A 16,762-nucleotide genomic window follows, 5' to 3' on the forward strand; every position below is an offset into this window, starting at 1 on the left:
CAACACAACTGACCCGGGCGTTCAGCGCCCGGGCATGAAGCGGTACTCTTTTATTAGGGATATGACATGGGAATGAAGATGCCTTACTGGTGGCTCTCGTGCTGCCTGATATCTGTGCCCGCGCTCGCTGCCAATCCTGCGGGGGTGATCAACACCGGCTTCCTGAGTGAAGAACAGGAGTTGCCGTCGCTGAATGGCCGCGTCGCGCCGGTTGCCGGTAACGCCGCACCCGGCACGCTCAAGCTGGGGGACGCCGTGAACCGCGCCGTCAGCTGGCATCCGACCATCAGCGAAGCGGTCGGGAAACTCTACGAACAATCGGAACAAGTCGACGTCGCCAAATCGAAATACTATCCGCAGGTCAACGCGGGCATGGACGGCGGCTATAGCCACGACGGCAGCAACAACGGCTTTACCCCTTCATTAGTACTTTCTCTCTCTCAGATGCTCTACGACTTTGGCAAAGTCGCCAGCCAGGTACGCGCCGAAAACGCAGGCGTGGCCCAGCAGCAGGCCAATGTGCTGGTGAGTATTGATACCATCGGCCACGACACGGCGCTGGCGATGGTGCAGGTGCAAACCTGGCAGCAGATGGTGGAAACCGCCAAAGAGCAGCTGGATGCGCTGTCGTCTATCGGCAACCTCGCCCGCCAGCGTAACGACGAAGGGGCGAGTTCCCTGTCGGACGTGGTGCAGACCGACGCCCGTATCGAAGGCGCTCGCGCCCAGCTCATGCAGTACCAGGCAAGCCTCGACAGCTCTCGCGCCACGCTGATGAGCTTTCTCGGCTGGAACAATCTGAACACCATCAGCAACGACTTTCCCGATAACCTGAAACGCAGCTGCGATGTCGCCGAACCGGACGATCGGCTGGTGCCTGCGGTGCTCTCCGCGTGGGCGCAGGCCAACGTCGCGCAGGCCAATCTCGACTACGCCAACGCCCAGATGACGCCGACCGTCTCGCTCGAACCGGAAGTGCGCCACTATCTCAACGACCGCTACGCGGGCAGTGAGTCGCTGGATCGCACCCAGTATTCCGCCTGGGTGAAAGTGCAGATGCCGCTCTACCAGGGCGGCGGTCTCACCGCCCGGCGCAACGCCGCCGGACACGCCGTCGAAGCCGCGCAATCCACCATTCAGCGCACGCGCCTCGACGTGCGTCAGAAATTACTCGAATCGCGCAGCCAGGTGATGAGCCTGCTGAGCACCCTGCAAATCCAGGGCCGCCAGGAAGCCCTCAGCGTTCGCACCCGCGAACTCTATCAGCAGCAATATCTCGATCTCGGCTCACGCCCGCTGCTCGACGTGCTGAACGCCGAGCAGGAGGTCTATCAGGCGCGTTTCACCCAGCAGCAAACCGTCGGGCAACTGCACCAGCTGCAGCTGAGCTGCCTGTATAACACCGGCCTTTTGCGTCATTCGTTCGATCTTGAGAACCGCACCATTCAGACTGTGGAGATCCAGCCATGAAGCAATCCGATAAACCGCTGGGCGAAAGCATTCCTGAAGAGACGCTGGAGCACTGGGCGCAGGCCTTTGGCTATGTCGCCACCCGCTACCGCGTGGCCTGCTCTCCTGGCGCACTGGTCGCCAGCGCGCCGTGGCTGAAGGGCAAACCGATGGTCCCGGCGCTGACCCAGCTGGCGCGCGAAGCGGGGCTCTCCTTTCAGCTTCTGACCGCCACGGAGCAGTCCATCAACAGCTGGAAACTGCCGGTGGTGGTTGAGCTCAACGAAGGTAAAATCGGCGTCATCGAGCACTTCGACGGCGACGATACCCTCGATATCAACTTCATCGACACCTCGCCGCACAACAACCGCGTGTCGATGACTGCCCTTCTGCCAGCGATTCGCCACGTGGTCGCCCTGCGCCCGCTGGCGGCGCTGAAAGACAGCCGCGTCGACGCCTATATTTCCAAATACCGCCCGGACTGGCTCTACCGCCTTGTGATGCGCGACATGCGCCCCTACACCTGGGTGATGCTGGCGGCGCTGTTCATCAACGTGCTGTCGCTCTCCGGGATCGTCTTTTCGATGCAGGTGTATGACCGGGTGATCCCCGCTCAGTCCTACCCGACGCTGTACGTCCTGACCATCGGCGTGCTGATCGCCACCTTGTTCGGCTTTGTGCTGCGCATCGCGCGCGGGCACATTATGGATCTGCTCGGCAAACGCGCCGATCTGCGCGTCTCGGATCGGGTGTTTGGGCACGCCCTGCGCCTGCGCAACAGCGCGATCCCGCGCTCGACCGGGAGCTTTATTTCCCAGCTGCGCGAGCTGGAGCAGATCCGCGAGATGGTCACCTCCTCCACCATTTCTACGATTGTCGATCTGCCGTTCTTCTTCCTGTTCGTGGTGGTGCTGGCGATCATCGCCCCGCAGCTGGCGTGGATCGCCCCCGTCGCCGCGGTGCTGATGGTCCTGCCCGGCCTGCTGCTGCAGAAGAAACTCGCGGCGCTGGCAAAACAGTCTGCCCATGAATCCACCCTGCGCAACGCGGTGCTGGTGGAGAGCGTGCAGGGGCTGGAGGACATCAAGCTGATGCAGGCGGAGAACCGCTTTTTGCAGCAGTGGAACAGCTACATCCAGATCACCGCCGAGTCCGGCCTGCGCACCCGCGAGCTGACGCAGAACCTGATCAGTTGGGGAATGACCATTCAGAGCCTGGTTTACGCCGGGGTGATCGTGGTCGGCGCGCCGATGGTGATCGACGGCACGCTCACCACCGGTTCGGTGGTCGCCGCCTCGATGCTGGCCTCGCGGATGATCGCCCCGATGGCGACCCTGTGCGGCGTGCTGGCCCGCTGGCAGCAGGTGAAAGCCGCCAAAGAGGGACTGGACAGCATCATGCAGCTGCCGACGGAGAATCAGCGCGAAGAGTCGCCGATCCGCCAGGACGTGCTGCGCGGGCATTACCTCTTCGATCAGGCGCAGTTTCGCTATCACCCGGAAGATCCGCGCATGGCTCTGCGCATTAACCGGCTGGAGATCCAGCCCGGCGAGAAAGTAGCGATCCTCGGGCGCAACGGCGCGGGGAAATCCACGCTGCTGCAGGCGATGTCGGGCGGGATGGATCTGGCGGGCGGCGAACTGCGTCTCGACAACCTCAGCCTGCCGCATCTCGATGTGGCGGATCTGCGGCGCAACGTCGGTTTTATGACCCAGAACGCCCGGCTGTTTTACGGCACCCTGCGGGAAAACATCACCCTCGGCATGCCGCGTGCCACCGATGAGGAGATCTTCGCGGTGCTGGAGATGTGCGGCGCGGCGAGCTTTGTGCAGAAACTGCCGAAAGGGCTCGACTACCCGATCATGGAGAACGGCGTGGGGTTGTCCGGCGGGCAGCGTCAGTCGATCCTGCTGGCGCGCATGTTCCTGCGCGATCCCAATATCGTCCTGCTGGATGAACCGACCGCCTCGCTGGACGAGCACACGGAGCGCGAGTTTCTCCAGCATCTCGGCGAGTGGCTCGGCAACCGGACGCTGATCGTCGCTACTCACCGCGTGCCGGTGCTGGAGCTGGTGGAGCGCGTGGTGGTGCTGAAAGAGGGCATGCTGGTGATGGACGCGCCGAAGGCGCAGGCCCTGAGCAACAGCCGCATGCAGCAGCAGGCAAACGGACGGGAGTGGAAAAATGAAAATCAGTCAGCGTGACGTGGCGGCGATGGACGATCTCGATAACGCTCTCGACTCCGAAAGCGGCTACTCGGGCGCACGACGGATCGTGATCCTCTCCCTGCTCCTGTTCATCATCGTAGGCGTGTGGGCGTGGTTCGGCATTCTCGACGAGGTCTCGACCGGGACGGGGAAAGTGATCCCCAGCTCGCGCGAGCAGGTATTGCAGTCTCTCGACGGCGGCATTTTGACCGAGCTGAACGTGCGCGAGGGGAATCTGGTGCAGGCGGGTCAGGTGCTGGCGCGGCTCGACCCTACGCGGTCGGAATCTAACGTCGGCGAAAGTGCGGCGCGGTATCGCGCGTCGCTGGCCTCCAGCGTGCGCCTGACGGCGGAGGTGAACGATCTGCCGCTGGTCTTCCCCCCTTCCCTGATAAAATGGCCGGATCTGATCGCCGCCGAAACCCGGCTCTACACCTCTCGCCGCGCGCAGCTTGATGACACCCAGCGCGAACTGAGGGCGGCGCTGGATCTGGCGAATAAGGAGCTGGCGATCACCCAGCGGCTGATCAAAACCGGTGCCGCCAGCCGGGTGGAAGAGTTACGTTTGCAACGGCAAAAAAGCGATCTGGAGCTAAAACTCACCGACGTGCGCTCCCAGTATTACGTGCAGGCTCGCGAGGCGCTGTCGAAAGCCAATGCCGATGTCGATATGGTCTCGGCGGTGCTGAAAGGCCGCGAAGACTCGGTGACACGCCTGACCGTGCGATCGCCGGTGCGCGGGATCGTGAAAAACATCAAAGTGACCACCATCGGCGGCGTGATCCCGCCTAACGGCGAGCTGATGGAGATTGTGCCGGTGGACGATCACCTGCTGATCGAAACCCGTCTGTCGCCCCGCGATATCGCTTTCATCCACCCGGAGCAAAAGGCGCTGGTGAAAATCACCGCCTACGATTACGCCATCTACGGCGGGTTGCACGGCGTGGTCGAAACCATTTCGCCCGACACCATTCAGGACGAGGCCAAACCGGAAGTGTTCTACTACCGGGTGTTTATCCGCACCAGCCAGGATTATCTGGTCAATAAAGCGGGCCGGAAATTCTCGATCGTGCCGGGGATGATTGCGACGGTGGACATCAAAACCGGGGAGAAATCGGTGATGGATTACATGATTAAGCCGTTCAACCGGGCGAAAGAGGCGCTGCGGGAGCGGTAAAAAAGCCCGGTGGCGCTGCGCTTACCGGGCCTACAGGGTTTGTAGGTTTTGTAGGTCGGGTAAGCGCAGCGCCACCCGACGGGTGTTCTGCCACTCCATACATTTTTCCTGAAGCCACCTCGCAGGACGAAATTTCTTCTTCATTTCCCCCTTTCAGCCTCACTCGACGAGGCGTATTTTCCCGTGACTTCAGAGGCTGTTTCTGACTGCATTGAGCCAAAAGTCGGGTCAAATTCTGATTAAGTAATAATCGGCAGAAATGCACTTGCGCACAGTGCATCGGTGCAATACCATTAACGCAGCTTCAAAGGGACAGGAGCTAAAATGCATCATGTTGAAGAACATTAATAACTTTCGCGATCAGTGGCTTGAGGATTTCTTCCTGTATGGAAAATCTCACAAAATATTCCCCTCAAGCATTGAAGCCGCCCTGGCGAGAAAACTGGATATCATCAATGCCGCAACGTCCCACAGGGATTTGCGCTCGCCGCCAGGCAATATGTATGAAGAACTTAACCCACCAATGTCAGGGTTTTCTTCCATACGAGTTAACAAACAGTACAGACTGATATTTAAATGGGTGGCCGGTAAAGCCGAAGACCTCTACCTCGCCCCGCATAAATACAAGCCTTATAAATAGTGAGGTATCCTACATGACTTCCCAACAATCCCTCCGCAAACCCACTACGCCGGGTGATGTGTTGCAGTACGACTACCTTGAGCCGCTGAACCTCAAAATTGCCGATTTGGCCGACATGCTTAACGTGCACCGCAACACCATCAGCGCGCTGGTGAACAATAACCGCAAATTAACCGCTGACATGGCGATTCGTCTCTCCCGCGTCTTTGATACCTCCATCGAGTTCTGGCTCAATTTGCAGCAGAACGTCGATATCTGGGAAGTGCAGAACAACGCGCGGACACAGGAAGAGATGAGCCGTATCAAAACGATTGCTGAGGTTCTCGCAAAAAGAAAGTCTGACCAGCAGGACATCGCCTGAACTCTGCTACAGTACCGCCAACATAAAATTCAGGGAGTGAGCATGCGCCAGAGAACCATTGTTTGTCCGATTATCCAGAATGACGGGGCATATCTACTGTGCAAAATGGCGGCGGATCGCGGGGTGTTTCCCGGCCAGTGGGCGCTGTCGGGTGGCGGCATGGAGCCTGGTGAAACCATGGAGCAGGCGCTGCGCCGTGAGATCCGCGAAGAGCTGGGCGAGGCCCTTGAGATCACCGACGTCAAACCCTTCGCCTTTCGCGATGACATTCGCGTCAAAACCTACGCCGACGGCACCACCGAAGAGATTTACATGATCTACCTGATCTTCGACTGCATCAGCGCCAACCGTGACGTGACCTTTAACGAAGAGTTTCAGGAGATCGCCTGGGTGCTGCCGGAATCCTTAAAAGAGCTGGATCTCAACGAGGCGACGCGGATCACCCTCTCGCAAAAAGGGCTTCTGTAATCAGTTCACCTGCGGTGCAGCCGAGAGATACACCCGCACATAGCGCGTAAACTTACCCAAAAACACCCCCGCGAATACACCGCCGGAAACAATTGCAAACGCGCTCATTCCCGGCTGTTGCAGCGTCTCGGGCGAGACGACGGTCATGACGCCTAAGACGTATTTCACGCCGAACGCCAGCAGCATAAATGGCAGCGCTGAGTAGTCGGCCTGTCGATAAATGCTGCGGGGCTGTGCCGCGCGGGTGGTATTCACTTGCTTAACCAGCAGATAGCCCAGCGCCGCGCCCGCCAGCAGCCCGGCGATCCACAGCGTGCAGGTCGCGACGGTGAGTTTGCGAAACACCACCAGATCGTAGATATCCCAAATCAGAAAGATCGCGGGAATAATCGCGAGCTTTTCCAGGGCTACGATGGCCGGTTTTCGGGCTTTGATACCGCGGGAGATCAGGAAGATAAACAGCACCCACACCCAGACGGGCGTGTGAGTGATCACTCCGGTGATGAATTCTGTCATAGGAATTACCGTCAGTGAGATTTTCGCACCGGGATAGTATTACGCACAATGGCGACCGCGCCATCATGCGTAAGTGGGTTCAGAGCGAAATTTTCAGGCGTCGAACTGCCTCTTTCAGCTGCTCATCCGTGGCCGTCACGAAGGACATGCGCAGGGTCGAATGGTCCGGGTTGCTGCAATAGAAGAACTCGCCCGGCACGAACACCACGCCGTTCGCCAGCGTCTTCGCCAGCCACTCGGTGGTGTTGAGGCCGTTGTTGAATTTTGCCCACAGGAACATCCCGCCCTTCGGCTTGTGGAAGGTCAGCACATCGCCCAGCTCGTTTTCCAGCTCAGTGGCAAAGGTCTGATATTTCTGGCGATAGGCATCGCGGATCAGCGCGATCTGCCCGGCGAGACGCCCGGTTTGCAGATACTCAAAAGTCATCAGCTGCGACAGGGTGCTGGTGTGCAAATCGGTGGTTTGCTTCAGATTCACCACCGCCCGCTTCAGCCACTCCGGGACCACCAGCCAGCCGACGCGGGTGCCCGGGGCGAGGATTTTGGAGAAGGTCGAGGTGTAGACGACGTTTTCTTCGTTGCCAATCGCTTTGGCGTGCGCCATCAGCGGGCGGAACACGTCAGAGGTGTAGTTGATCTCGCTGTACGGGTCGTCTTCGATAATCACGAAATCGTAGCGTTTTGATAACTCCACCAGCTGTTTGCGGCGGTTTTCAGAGAGCGTCACGCCGCCGGGGTTGCCGAAGGTCGGCACGATATAGACGGCTTTGATGGTTTTGCGGCTGACCAGGGCTTCGAGTTCATCGACTTTCATCCCTTCCCCGTCGGTGCCGACGGATTCAAGATTGGCCTGCGCCAGGCTAAAGACCTGCAGTGCGGCGAGATAGGTCGGGCTTTCCACGACGACGGTGTCGCCAGGGTTGATGAGCGCACGCGCCAGAATATCCAGCGACTGCTGCGAGCCGGAGGTGATGACCACGTCATCGGCCTGGCAGGCGATCCCGCGCTCAACGCAGATCTGGCCGATGGCGCTACGCAGTTCCGGATAGCCCTCGCTCAGGCCATACTGAAAGGCCTCGCCAAAATGGCGGGATAACACGGCATCGGCCGCGATCTGTAATCCTTCGTGATCGAAAAGATCGGGATTCGGAATGCCGCCGCCGAGGGAGATCACTCCCGGCATTTTGCTGTGTTTTAACAATTCACGGATGGCGGAAGATTGCAGGCTTTGCACGCTGCTGGCGAGTTTGTTCTTAGACATACTGTCGGGGCCCTGTAGTTCTGATTTTTATGATGTTCATAGTGTTAGTAACACATCTGTGGGGCTTTGATCATCACTTTTAGCGCCATTACTGGTCTTCTTTTGGAATGATTGAGATATGCCCGTTGCGCTCGAGGATGGCGTACTTAATTTTGCTGAACTCTTCGATACCCTGCGTCTGGCGCGCGGCGACTAAAATATCGTCGCAGGAGACGTCCACCTTTTTCAGTTTGTCCGGTAACGGCATACCGTTTTCCAGCAAAATGACCGGGGAGCCATCGAGGACCGTTTCGGCACCGGAGAGGTACTTTTTCATCAGCCCAAAAAGCATATCAATGACGACCAGGGTCACAATGGTCAGCATCGCGCCCGTAACCGAAAAATCATTTCCCAGCAGCGCCTGCTGAGTCGCCTCACTGATAATCAGCAGTAAAATCAGATCGAAACTGGTCATCTGCAATAGCGCGCGACGCCCCGCCACTTTAAACACCACCAGCAGGATCAGATAGATTGCCAGTGCCCGGAAAACCATCTCCATATTGCGCTCCTAAGGATAAATAAACTGCCAGAAGCGGATTTCCGGCTCGCTGTTAACCTTGATTGAATTAACTGATTTGCCCATGCCCGTGGGCGTAACAAACATCCGCACGGAGAAATCACCTTGCGTTTTCACATTGCGATAAATCAAATACAGCGTTTTTCCCTCACTGAACATGCTATCGGGTTGCGGTGAAATGGCACCTGGCTCAAATATCGTATTTAATTCACCATTAATACTGAAAATATAGCTTTCGGCAGGTAATGATCGCGTAGAAAAGCGCAGTTCGAATTCTGTTTGCAGGCGACCAAAACGCTCATAGTGAATAGCCAGCGTGTGCGCGTTATTTTCTTTTTGCGCCGAGCTAAAATAACCGTTAGAAAACAGCCCTGACAGGGCAGAAATAATAATGCCCAGCAACACCACCAGCCCAACCTGGCGGAATAAGGCCTCAAAGTTCAGCCCACGCCTGCTTTCCGTGATGCCGGGTAATCTCTCTTTTTCTCGCGCCATTGCTCACCTCATTGCCTCGCGCTCTGCTCAGCAAGATGATTTTCAAGGATAAACGTTTTGTGGATTATCCCGTTTGTTAGATTAAGCAATAGCCACAGCGGGGGATAAGTCAAGCCAGCTCCCCGTGAATATTTCAACAATGTAAAGCTACCAAAATCAGGGAGAGTGCGTTTCGGCCCTACCAATATCAGGGAGGACGATGTCAGGAATAAGCTGCCCTTTAGGATAATTCCCCATTTCATCCGTCAGGTAAAAAACCAACAATTTAATCCGTTTTATTTGCTATGGAATATCCATGACATTTGCCGGTCATCTCCGGCACTCATCACCATTAAATGAAAATAAAGGATTACGGGAAATGAATAAAATATCTCTGGCGGTATTGGTGGCGGCAAGTCTGGCCAGCGGCGCAGCTCTGGCGGATAACCACACGGTTTCTCTTGGCTATGCGCAGAGCAAAGTTGAGAATTTTAAAAATATCCGCGGCGTTAACGCGCAATATCGCTACGAATGGGATTCTCCGCTCAGCGTCATGGGTTCTTTCACCTATATGAGCGGCGATGACGATCAGAGATATTATGTCGCTTCTGATTCGGTCAAAAATCATATCGACGTGAAATATTATTCATTGATGGCGGGTCCGGCTTATCGCATTAACGACTATGTGTCGTTATATGCCCTGGGCGGCGTGGCGCATACCAAAGCCGACGGGGATTCTACCTGGGTGAACGCGGGTGACGGGTACACGCAGAAAGACAGCATCTCAGAAAAATCGACCTCGTTTGCGTACGGTGCGGGCGTGCAGTTTAACCCGACCGCAGAACTGGCGATTAATGTCGGTTATGAGGGGACGAACGCGGATCTGCAGGGCGACCATTCGATTAATGGCTGGAATGTGGGCGTCGGGTATCGGTTCTAAGCGGCGTTTGTGCCGGGTGGCGGCTTCGCCTTACCCGGCCTACGGGGTCTGTGCGGTATTTGGGCCGGGCATTAAACCGCACGTATGCCTTGTAATAGATGATCTATGTAATACGTCAATTTCGGCAACGGGCGTAAATCCTGCCGCCACAACAGATGTACCGGCCTCGGTTCCGGTGTGAAAGGCTCCAGCACCCGAATCAACCTGCCATTCGCCAGCTCGTCGGCCACCAGCACCTCCGGCTGCAACAGCAAACCCGCACCGGCCACCGCCGCGGTGCGTAATCCGTACCCGTCGTTACAGCGCAAAATCGCATCGCGTTTCCAGCGCACCTCCCCTTCCACGCCCGGCAGCCGCCACTCGTTGCGCGCGGTCCAGACCGTGTGGGAAAGACAGAGATGATCGACCAGATCGGCAGGTGTTTGCGGCGTCCCGTGGCGCGCCAGATACGCCGGAGCCGCGCAGATCACCATCCGATACGGACACAGATATTTCGCCACCAGATCCTCGTGACGAATATCGCCGATGCGGATCGCCAGATCGAAGCCCTCATTGACCATGTCCACCATCCGATTGGTCAGATCCAGTTCGACGCGCACCTCCGGCCAGGTCTGTAAAAAGGTCGCCGTGAGCGGAGCGATCACGCAGCCGCCAAAGGAGGTCGGCGCGCTGATGCGCAGCGTCCCGGCCGGGGCTGCGCGCAGGCGTTCCACCGAGCTTTCGGCAATCGACACCTGCTCCAGCACCCGCTTTGCCTCGTCGTAAAACACCCGCCCGGCGTCGGTGAGGCTTTGACGACGGGTGTTGCGCTCCAGCAGACGCGTGCCAAGCTGTTCCTCCAGCAGCGCAATGTATTTTCCGACCATCACCGCCGACATCTCCAGCCGCGCCGCCGCCTGCGTAAAGCTGCCGCTCTCGACCACGGCGATAAAGGTCTCCATGCCGCGAAGCTTATCCATATTGCAAACCCCTGGTTAGTAATCTTCTAACTTTAGCCCAGTTTATCTCAGTTCTGATTTATTAAAGAATGGAGGCTCACAACCTGAAGGAGTCTGCTATGAAAATCGTCATTATTGGTGCCAGCGGCACGGTCGGCCGCGCCGTGACAGAAGAGTTGAGCCGTAAACACGAGGTGATCCGCGTCGGTCGCACGCAGGGTGATGAGCAGGTGGATATCACGTCGCAGGCCAGCGTGCAGGCGCTGTTCGAAAAAATCGGCCCGGTGGACGCGATTGTTTCTGCCAGCGGCGGGCTGCATTTTGGTCCGCTGGCGACCATGAAAGACAGCGATTTTGACCAGGGTTTGCAGGACAAACTGCTGGGACAGGTGCGCCTGGCGCTGACCGGTCAGCACTACCTGAATGAGGGCGGGTCGATAACTCTGATCAGCGGGATTGTCGCTCACGAGCCGATTGCCCAGGGGGTGAACGCGACCACGGTGAACGCCGCGCTGGAAGGCTTTGTCCGCGCTGCGGCCTGCGAACTGCCGCGCGGAATTCGTATCAACCTGATTAGCCCAACGGTGCTGACGGAATCCGCCGAAGCGTACGACGGATTTTTCCCCGGCTTTGAAAGCGTCCCTGCCGCCACCGTCGCGCTGGCCTACCGCCGCAGCGTGGAAGGCGTGCAGAGTGGTCGGGTTTATAAAGTCGGTTACTGAGGTTTGACGGCAGCGATCAGCACCAGCATCGGTCGCTCCGCCTCTTCTGCCAGCGCGGGCCAGGCGTCAATCTGCGCCTGCGTTGGGCCCCACTCGTTGACTTCCCGAAGCGTTAAACCTGCTTTGATCAGCGCATTCAGCGTGGTGCCGAGCGTGCGGTGATATTTGATCACCCCGTCCGCCAGCCAGTTGCTGACGCGCTGCCCCTCCTGCTGATACTGATTCACGCCCCAGAACCGCGCGCCGTTGTCATCCGTCAGCCAGCCCTGGCGCGAGGCGCAGGTGTAGATCGGATGTTCCATCGAAAAGACCAGGCTACCGCCGGGCTTGAGCGCGCGCTGAACGTGGCTGAACAGCGTGTCGAGTTCCGGGAGATAGTGCAGCGCCAGCGAGCTGTAGACCAGGTCGAGGCTGTTTTCTTCGAGTTGCAAAGATTCCAGATCGCTGCGTTGGTAGGTGATGGCCGCATCGGTGGTGAGTTCAAGCGCGCGGGCGAGCATTTTTTCGGAGATATCGACGCCCATCACCTGTGCCGCGCCCATTTCGCGGGCGCTGCGGCAGAACCAGCCGTAACCGCAGCCGAGATCGATGACCGATTTTCCCGTCAGATCGGGGAGCATGGATTTAAGCGCCGGCCATTCCGGTGCGCCATCAAGGCCGTGGACCGAGCGTGGGAGCTGGGCGTAGCCCTCGAAAAACGCCGGATTGTCGTAGATATTTTGTGCCATCGCAGATCCCTCTATAAGAATGTGCTTAGCATTATACTTCATCGCCGGTTGCCGGGTGGCGCTTCGCTTACCCGGCCTACGGTTCGTGCTGCTGTTGATTTTGTAGGCCGGGTAAGGCGTAGCCGCCACCCGGCAGCAAGCGACTGTGCGGCCTAAAACGCCCGGTGGCGCTGCGCTTACCGGGCCTACGGTTCGTGCTGCTGTTGATTTTGTAGGCCGGGTAAGGCGTAGCCGCCACCCGGCAGCAAGCGGCTGTGCGGCCTAAAACGCCCGGTGGCGCTGCGCTTACCGGGCCTACAAAAAACTTATCCCCCGACGTTACCCCACACCAGGTTCCCGTTATGGAACGTCGCGGTGCGCGGGGAGATGCGCGCCACGGCTTCGGCGGAACAGGAGGCGTCCACCAGCACAAAGCTCGCGGCATCCTGCGCTTTCGGCCACACGCGTTCGCCCTTGTCGTTCAGCGGCAGCACGTCGCCGGTGGCGATCCCCAGCGCGCGCGACAGGGTCTGCTCGTTCGGGCGGATGTAGAGCTGTGCGTAGAGATTGGCTTTTTCCAGCATGTCGCCCAGACCGTACGGCGACCAGTGGTCGATCACGCTGTCGGTGCCCGTCATCACAAACACACCTTTATCGCGCAGCTGCTTAAGTGGCATATGCAGGGTGCCAATCGGCACCGTCGAAGCAATGGTGATCTGCTGCGCCGCCATGCGCGTGGCGATGGCATCCACCTCTTGCTCGTTCAGCGTCGCCAGCGCGAAGCCGTGGCTGATGGTCAGCTTGCCCTTCAGTTCCGGGGTTTTCTCGACCGTCTCGACCATATAATTCAACGCCGCCACGCCCGCCGGGCTGGTTTCGTGCAGGTGGATATCCACGCCTTTATCGTAATCCAGCGCGATCTGGAACATGGTGTCGAGGGATTTTTCCATCGCGCCGTCGACGTTGGTCGGGTCCAGCCCGCCGACGTACTGCGCTCCGGCCTGCATCGCTTCGCGCATCAGCGGCTCAGATTTTGACAGCAGTAAACCGTGCTGCGGGAAAGCGACGATTTCACAGTCAAAACCGGGTTTACGCCGCGCCAGCACCGCCTGCAGGTTCTCCAGATTTTTCAGGCCCGACGTCGGCTCGATATTGCAGTGGCTGCGGGCGATGGTCGAGCCTTTGGACTGGATCAGATCGATCAGTTTTTCCGCGCGCTCCTGCGTATAGGGTTGCAGCTCCGGCAGCAGCTTTTGCTCGAGACGAATCATGTCCTGAATCGTCGTTCCCGCCGGGCGATTGAGCGAGCGCCACGGGCCGCCGTAGAAGGTTTTATCCAGATGGATGTGCATGTCGCGCATCGCCGGAAGCATCAGCTTGCCGCCCGCATCGTAGTGCGGAAGCGTGCTGTCGGCGTGGCTGTTGTTGTCGCGCAGGGCGACGATTTTGCCGTCCTGAATTTCCAGGGTTTTTAGCTCGGTACGGGTGCTGGTTGCGACATCGCCGTCGAAGTTAAACCCGGCCTCCAGCAGCACGTTGTCGAGGTAATAGTGTTTCGCGGTGATGTTCATCGGTTTGCCCGTCTCGCAGGTTTTATTCGCTGTCTCAGCAGCATACGCGACGGAACCGGTCGCGCCAAACAGCGCGCAGGCAGTGACCATTTTACCGCTCTGGCTGATAAACTCCCGGCGGCTTTTATTCTCTTTCATCTTATCTTCCTTATCTCTTTCTTACGCATTCACGATGTGGGTGCCGGTCTCACCGCGCAGCGCCGCAGGCAGGCAGTCTGGCGAGGTGATAATGACCCGTTTGCCGCCCTGTTGCAGGAACGCCAGGCTGGCGACAATTTTCGGCAGCATGCTGCCCGCCGGGAAATGGCCCTCTTCCATGTAGCGCGTCATTTGCGCCACGTTGACGGTGTCGAGCGCCTGCTGATTCGGCTTGCCAAAGTGAACGCACACTTTCTCCACGCCGGTGGTGATCACCAGCACGTCGGCTTGGATCTCGCGCGCCAGCAGCGCGGTGGAGAGATCTTTATCAATCACCGCGTCGACGCTCTGATAATCCCCTTCTGGCGTGCGGATCACCGGAATCCCGCCGCCACCGGCACCGATCACCACAAAGCCTTTTTGCGTCAGGGTTTTGATGGCGTCGGCTTCGACGATGCGCACCGGCTGCGGCGAGGCGACCACGCGACGGTAGCCGCGCCCGGAATCTTCCACAAAGTGCCAGTCCGGATGAGCGAGCTGCAGCTCGTCGCGCTGGGCTTCACTGAAAAAGGCGCCGATGGGTTTGGTGGGATGGGTAAAACCGGGATCCTGTAGATCGACTTCCACCTGGGTGACCACCGTCACCGCCTTTTGCTCACCGCGCGCGGCGAGGCGATTGTTCAGCGCCTGCTGGATCAGATAGCCGATCCCGCCCTGAGTGTCGGCGACACAGTTGGCGAGCGGCGTCAGGGGCAGACCTTCGCGCTCGTGGGCGATCTCCGCGCGACGCAGATCGAGGCCGACCTGCGGGCCGTTGCCGTGGGTGAGGACGATGTCGTAGTCGGAGGCGAGCATCTCTAATACCGATTCCGCGACCGCTTTGACCGCCTGCGCCTGGTGTTCAATCGACTGGCTGGCGTTGTCTTTGATAATGCTGTTGCCACCGATGGCGACGACCATGAGTTCTTTCATGTGTTTTCCTTTAGATTGGTGCGGTCTGGGGCCCTCACCCCGGCCCTCTCCCACAGGGAGAGGGAGAAACCGGTTCCCTCTCCCTGTGGGAGAGGGTTAGGGTGAGGGCATCAGGCATTATCAGGACTCTGAAACCGGCGCTGCCGCCCGCGTCACTTCGCGGCTATCCAGCACGTGTTTCACCACAAACATCCCGCTCATCATCAGGTACGCCGTCACAAACATCAGCGAACTCCCTTCGGCGAAACCGACTACCGGGGCGTGGATGACACCGAACATCGCCAACAGTGCGCCCACTGCTGCAGCAATCGCTCCGCGCAGCGGTTTATTGATGATGGCGAAGATAGCGATACAGCCCCAGAGCATGCTGGCGAGCGGTGCGCCGTTGCCCAGATGCACCAGCCCTTCGTAGTAGATGCCTTTACTGTGCAGCACGTCGGTGCCAATCTTCGCCGCATTCGTTCCCGCCGCCCCCATCACGCTGTTCATCATGGTCAGCGCCCAGTTGGCGATCCACGGGAACAGGCAGATGAAGATGACGGGCACCTCCACTTTGGGCGTTTCCCTCACCACCTGGTTGGCGGTGACCACGCCGATAAACACCAGAATCGGCACGATGGCGGTCATCGGAATGATGGCGAGCATAAAGGCCCCCAGCCCGAACAGCGGCACGATGAACATAGTCACGCCCGACGCCAGGGTATAGCCGATGCTCGCGCCCATCGCTTTCCAGCCCGCGTGGCCGACGTAGACCGTCACCGGGAACGGGTTGCCCATCAGGCAGCCGAGCATGGAGGCCAGACCGTTCGCCAGCATCACTTTGCGGGTCGGGTATTCGTCCCCTGCCGCGTGGGCGCTTTCGATGTTTTCGAGGTCAAAGATGTAGTTCGCCAGACCCAGCGGAACCGCCGACGCCAGATACGGCAGAGCGTGCGGTAAACCTTGCATGAAACTGTCAACGTGGACTGACGGCGGGTTAAAGCCGAACGAGGACATGGACGCTTTGATCGCTTCCGGGCTTTGCAGACCGGAGATCCACGCCAGCGCGGTCCCGGCGATCAGCAGCAACAGACCGGTCGGGATGCGGGCGAAGATCGGCTTTTTACCGAACCAGTTGATGAAGATCAGCAGCAGCACGATGAAGGAGACCGTCGGCGCTTCGAACGCCTGCAGCATCGGGTTCATCGCCAGCAGCAGCAGGCCCAGACCGGACAGGCACGACAGCAGCACGGTACGCGGGATCATCTTGCGGATGGTTTCACCGAGGAACGAGCCGCCCGCCAGAATCATCGCTTCCACGAAGCACCACACCAGACCAATCTGGATGGCAAAATCCGCGTCGCCGGTCTGCTGGTAAACCGGCATCAGCACCAGGAACGTCACCGTGAAAATGGACGGGGCGCTCGGGCCGGACGGCAGCGCCGTCACATCACTGCGCCCGGTGTCGCGCTGCATCTGCAGGCCAAACCACGCGTAGCAGATGCTGGCGACCAGTACCGCCAGCCCGAAGGCTGGCGCGATGCGTCCATAAACAATCTCTTTCGGGATGCCGACGACAAAAATGAGCAGTCCCATCATGGTCAACAGGTTAGTCAGGTTATTGGTCATGAGCCCGAAATAGGCCGCCCAGTCACCTCTTTTCCACTCCAGTTTCATGCTTTTCAT

At 58.7% G+C, this 16,762-nt stretch carries 17 protein-coding genes; 8 read left to right on the forward strand and 9 right to left on the reverse strand.

Annotated elements, in window-relative coordinates:
• Positions 1–66 precede the first annotated feature (66 nt).
• The 6 genes from U9O48_RS17090 to nudI all read left to right on the forward strand — a co-directional run bounded on the left by U9O48_RS17090 (position 67) and on the right by nudI (position 6,302).
• Complete coding sequence (locus U9O48_RS17090) at positions 67–1,470, forward strand: TolC family outer membrane protein (RefSeq protein WP_282492910.1); 1,404 nt, start codon at positions 67–69, stop codon at positions 1,468–1,470.
• The gene (locus U9O48_RS17095; protein WP_285144899.1) at positions 1,467–3,653 is read left to right on the forward strand and encodes a type I secretion system permease/ATPase; all 2,187 of its coding nucleotides are present in this window, start codon (positions 1,467–1,469) and stop codon (positions 3,651–3,653) included. Before U9O48_RS17090 ends, U9O48_RS17095 begins: the two co-directional genes overlap by 4 nt.
• A 10-nt stretch (positions 3,654–3,663) precedes the next feature.
• A complete protein-coding gene (locus U9O48_RS17100) occupies positions 3,664–4,833 on the forward strand; it encodes an HlyD family efflux transporter periplasmic adaptor subunit (protein WP_324724412.1) in 1,170 nt (389 codons plus the stop codon).
• A gap of 331 nt (positions 4,834–5,164) precedes the next feature.
• Positions 5,165–5,473, forward strand: coding sequence for a type II toxin-antitoxin system RelE/ParE family toxin (locus U9O48_RS17105; protein ID WP_282492908.1), 309 nt, complete (start codon positions 5,165–5,167; stop codon positions 5,471–5,473).
• 13 nt (positions 5,474–5,486) lie between these two features.
• The gene (locus tag U9O48_RS17110) at positions 5,487–5,834 is read left to right on the forward strand and encodes a HigA family addiction module antitoxin (RefSeq protein ID WP_285144898.1); all 348 of its coding nucleotides are present in this window, start codon (positions 5,487–5,489) and stop codon (positions 5,832–5,834) included.
• A gap of 42 nt (positions 5,835–5,876) precedes the next feature.
• A complete protein-coding gene (gene nudI / locus U9O48_RS17115; RefSeq protein WP_285150810.1) occupies positions 5,877–6,302 on the forward strand; it encodes a nucleoside triphosphatase NudI in 426 nt (141 codons plus the stop codon).
• Here the strand turns inward: nudI and U9O48_RS17120 are convergent, their stop codons facing one another.
• From U9O48_RS17120 to U9O48_RS17135, 4 genes are all read right to left on the reverse strand, one after another.
• The gene (locus U9O48_RS17120; RefSeq protein ID WP_285150811.1) at positions 6,303–6,818 is read right to left on the reverse strand and encodes a DUF6622 family protein; all 516 of its coding nucleotides are present in this window, start codon (positions 6,816–6,818) and stop codon (positions 6,303–6,305) included.
• A 79-nt stretch (positions 6,819–6,897) separates the two neighbouring features.
• Positions 6,898–8,079 carry a PLP-dependent aminotransferase family protein gene (locus tag U9O48_RS17125; protein ID WP_324722837.1) on the reverse strand — a complete coding sequence of 394 codons (1,182 nt, stop codon included), beginning with the start codon at positions 8,077–8,079 and terminating at the stop codon, positions 6,898–6,900.
• Between the two features lie 88 nt (positions 8,080–8,167).
• Positions 8,168–8,617, reverse strand: coding sequence for a DUF421 domain-containing protein (locus tag U9O48_RS17130; RefSeq protein WP_324722838.1), 450 nt, complete (start codon positions 8,615–8,617; stop codon positions 8,168–8,170).
• A 9-nt stretch (positions 8,618–8,626) separates the two neighbouring features.
• Entirely contained in the window at positions 8,627–9,130 is a 504-nt protein-coding gene (locus tag U9O48_RS17135) for a hypothetical protein (RefSeq protein ID WP_324722839.1), read from the reverse strand.
• Positions 9,131–9,488: 358 nt separating this feature from the next.
• Between U9O48_RS17135 and U9O48_RS17140 the strand changes: the two genes are divergently transcribed.
• Positions 9,489–10,049 carry an Ail/Lom family outer membrane beta-barrel protein gene (locus U9O48_RS17140; protein ID WP_324722840.1) on the forward strand — a complete coding sequence of 187 codons (561 nt, stop codon included), beginning with the start codon at positions 9,489–9,491 and terminating at the stop codon, positions 10,047–10,049.
• A 71-nt stretch (positions 10,050–10,120) separates the two neighbouring features.
• On the opposite strand, the gene U9O48_RS17145 is transcribed toward U9O48_RS17140, so the two are convergent.
• Complete coding sequence (locus U9O48_RS17145) at positions 10,121–11,008, reverse strand: LysR family transcriptional regulator (protein WP_324722841.1); 888 nt, start codon at positions 11,006–11,008, stop codon at positions 10,121–10,123.
• Between the two features lie 68 nt (positions 11,009–11,076).
• Between U9O48_RS17145 and U9O48_RS17150 the strand changes: the two genes are divergently transcribed.
• Positions 11,077–11,709 carry a short chain dehydrogenase gene (locus U9O48_RS17150; protein WP_282492899.1) on the forward strand — a complete coding sequence of 211 codons (633 nt, stop codon included), beginning with the start codon at positions 11,077–11,079 and terminating at the stop codon, positions 11,707–11,709.
• Here the strand turns inward: U9O48_RS17150 and U9O48_RS17155 are convergent.
• The 4 genes from U9O48_RS17155 to U9O48_RS17170 form a co-directional block, all read right to left on the reverse strand.
• The gene (locus U9O48_RS17155; RefSeq protein WP_285150815.1) at positions 11,703–12,437 is read right to left on the reverse strand and encodes a class I SAM-dependent methyltransferase; all 735 of its coding nucleotides are present in this window, start codon (positions 12,435–12,437) and stop codon (positions 11,703–11,705) included. The two genes, U9O48_RS17150 and U9O48_RS17155, sit on opposite strands and share 7 nt — an antisense overlap.
• A gap of 305 nt (positions 12,438–12,742) precedes the next feature.
• Entirely contained in the window at positions 12,743–14,125 is a 1,383-nt protein-coding gene (locus U9O48_RS17160; RefSeq protein WP_324722842.1) for an amidohydrolase family protein, read from the reverse strand.
• Positions 14,126–14,146: 21 nt separating this feature from the next.
• Complete coding sequence (locus U9O48_RS17165) at positions 14,147–15,097, reverse strand: carbamate kinase family protein (protein WP_285157877.1); 951 nt, start codon at positions 15,095–15,097, stop codon at positions 14,147–14,149.
• 120 nt (positions 15,098–15,217) lie between these two features.
• Positions 15,218–16,762 (reverse strand): xanthine permease, encoded by a 1,545-nt coding sequence (locus U9O48_RS17170; protein WP_285157878.1) that lies wholly within the window; start codon positions 16,760–16,762, stop codon positions 15,218–15,220.

This window comes from Lelliottia sp. JS-SCA-14 (assembly GCF_035593345.1).
GTDB lineage: Bacteria > Pseudomonadota > Gammaproteobacteria > Enterobacterales > Enterobacteriaceae > Enterobacter > Enterobacter wanjuensis.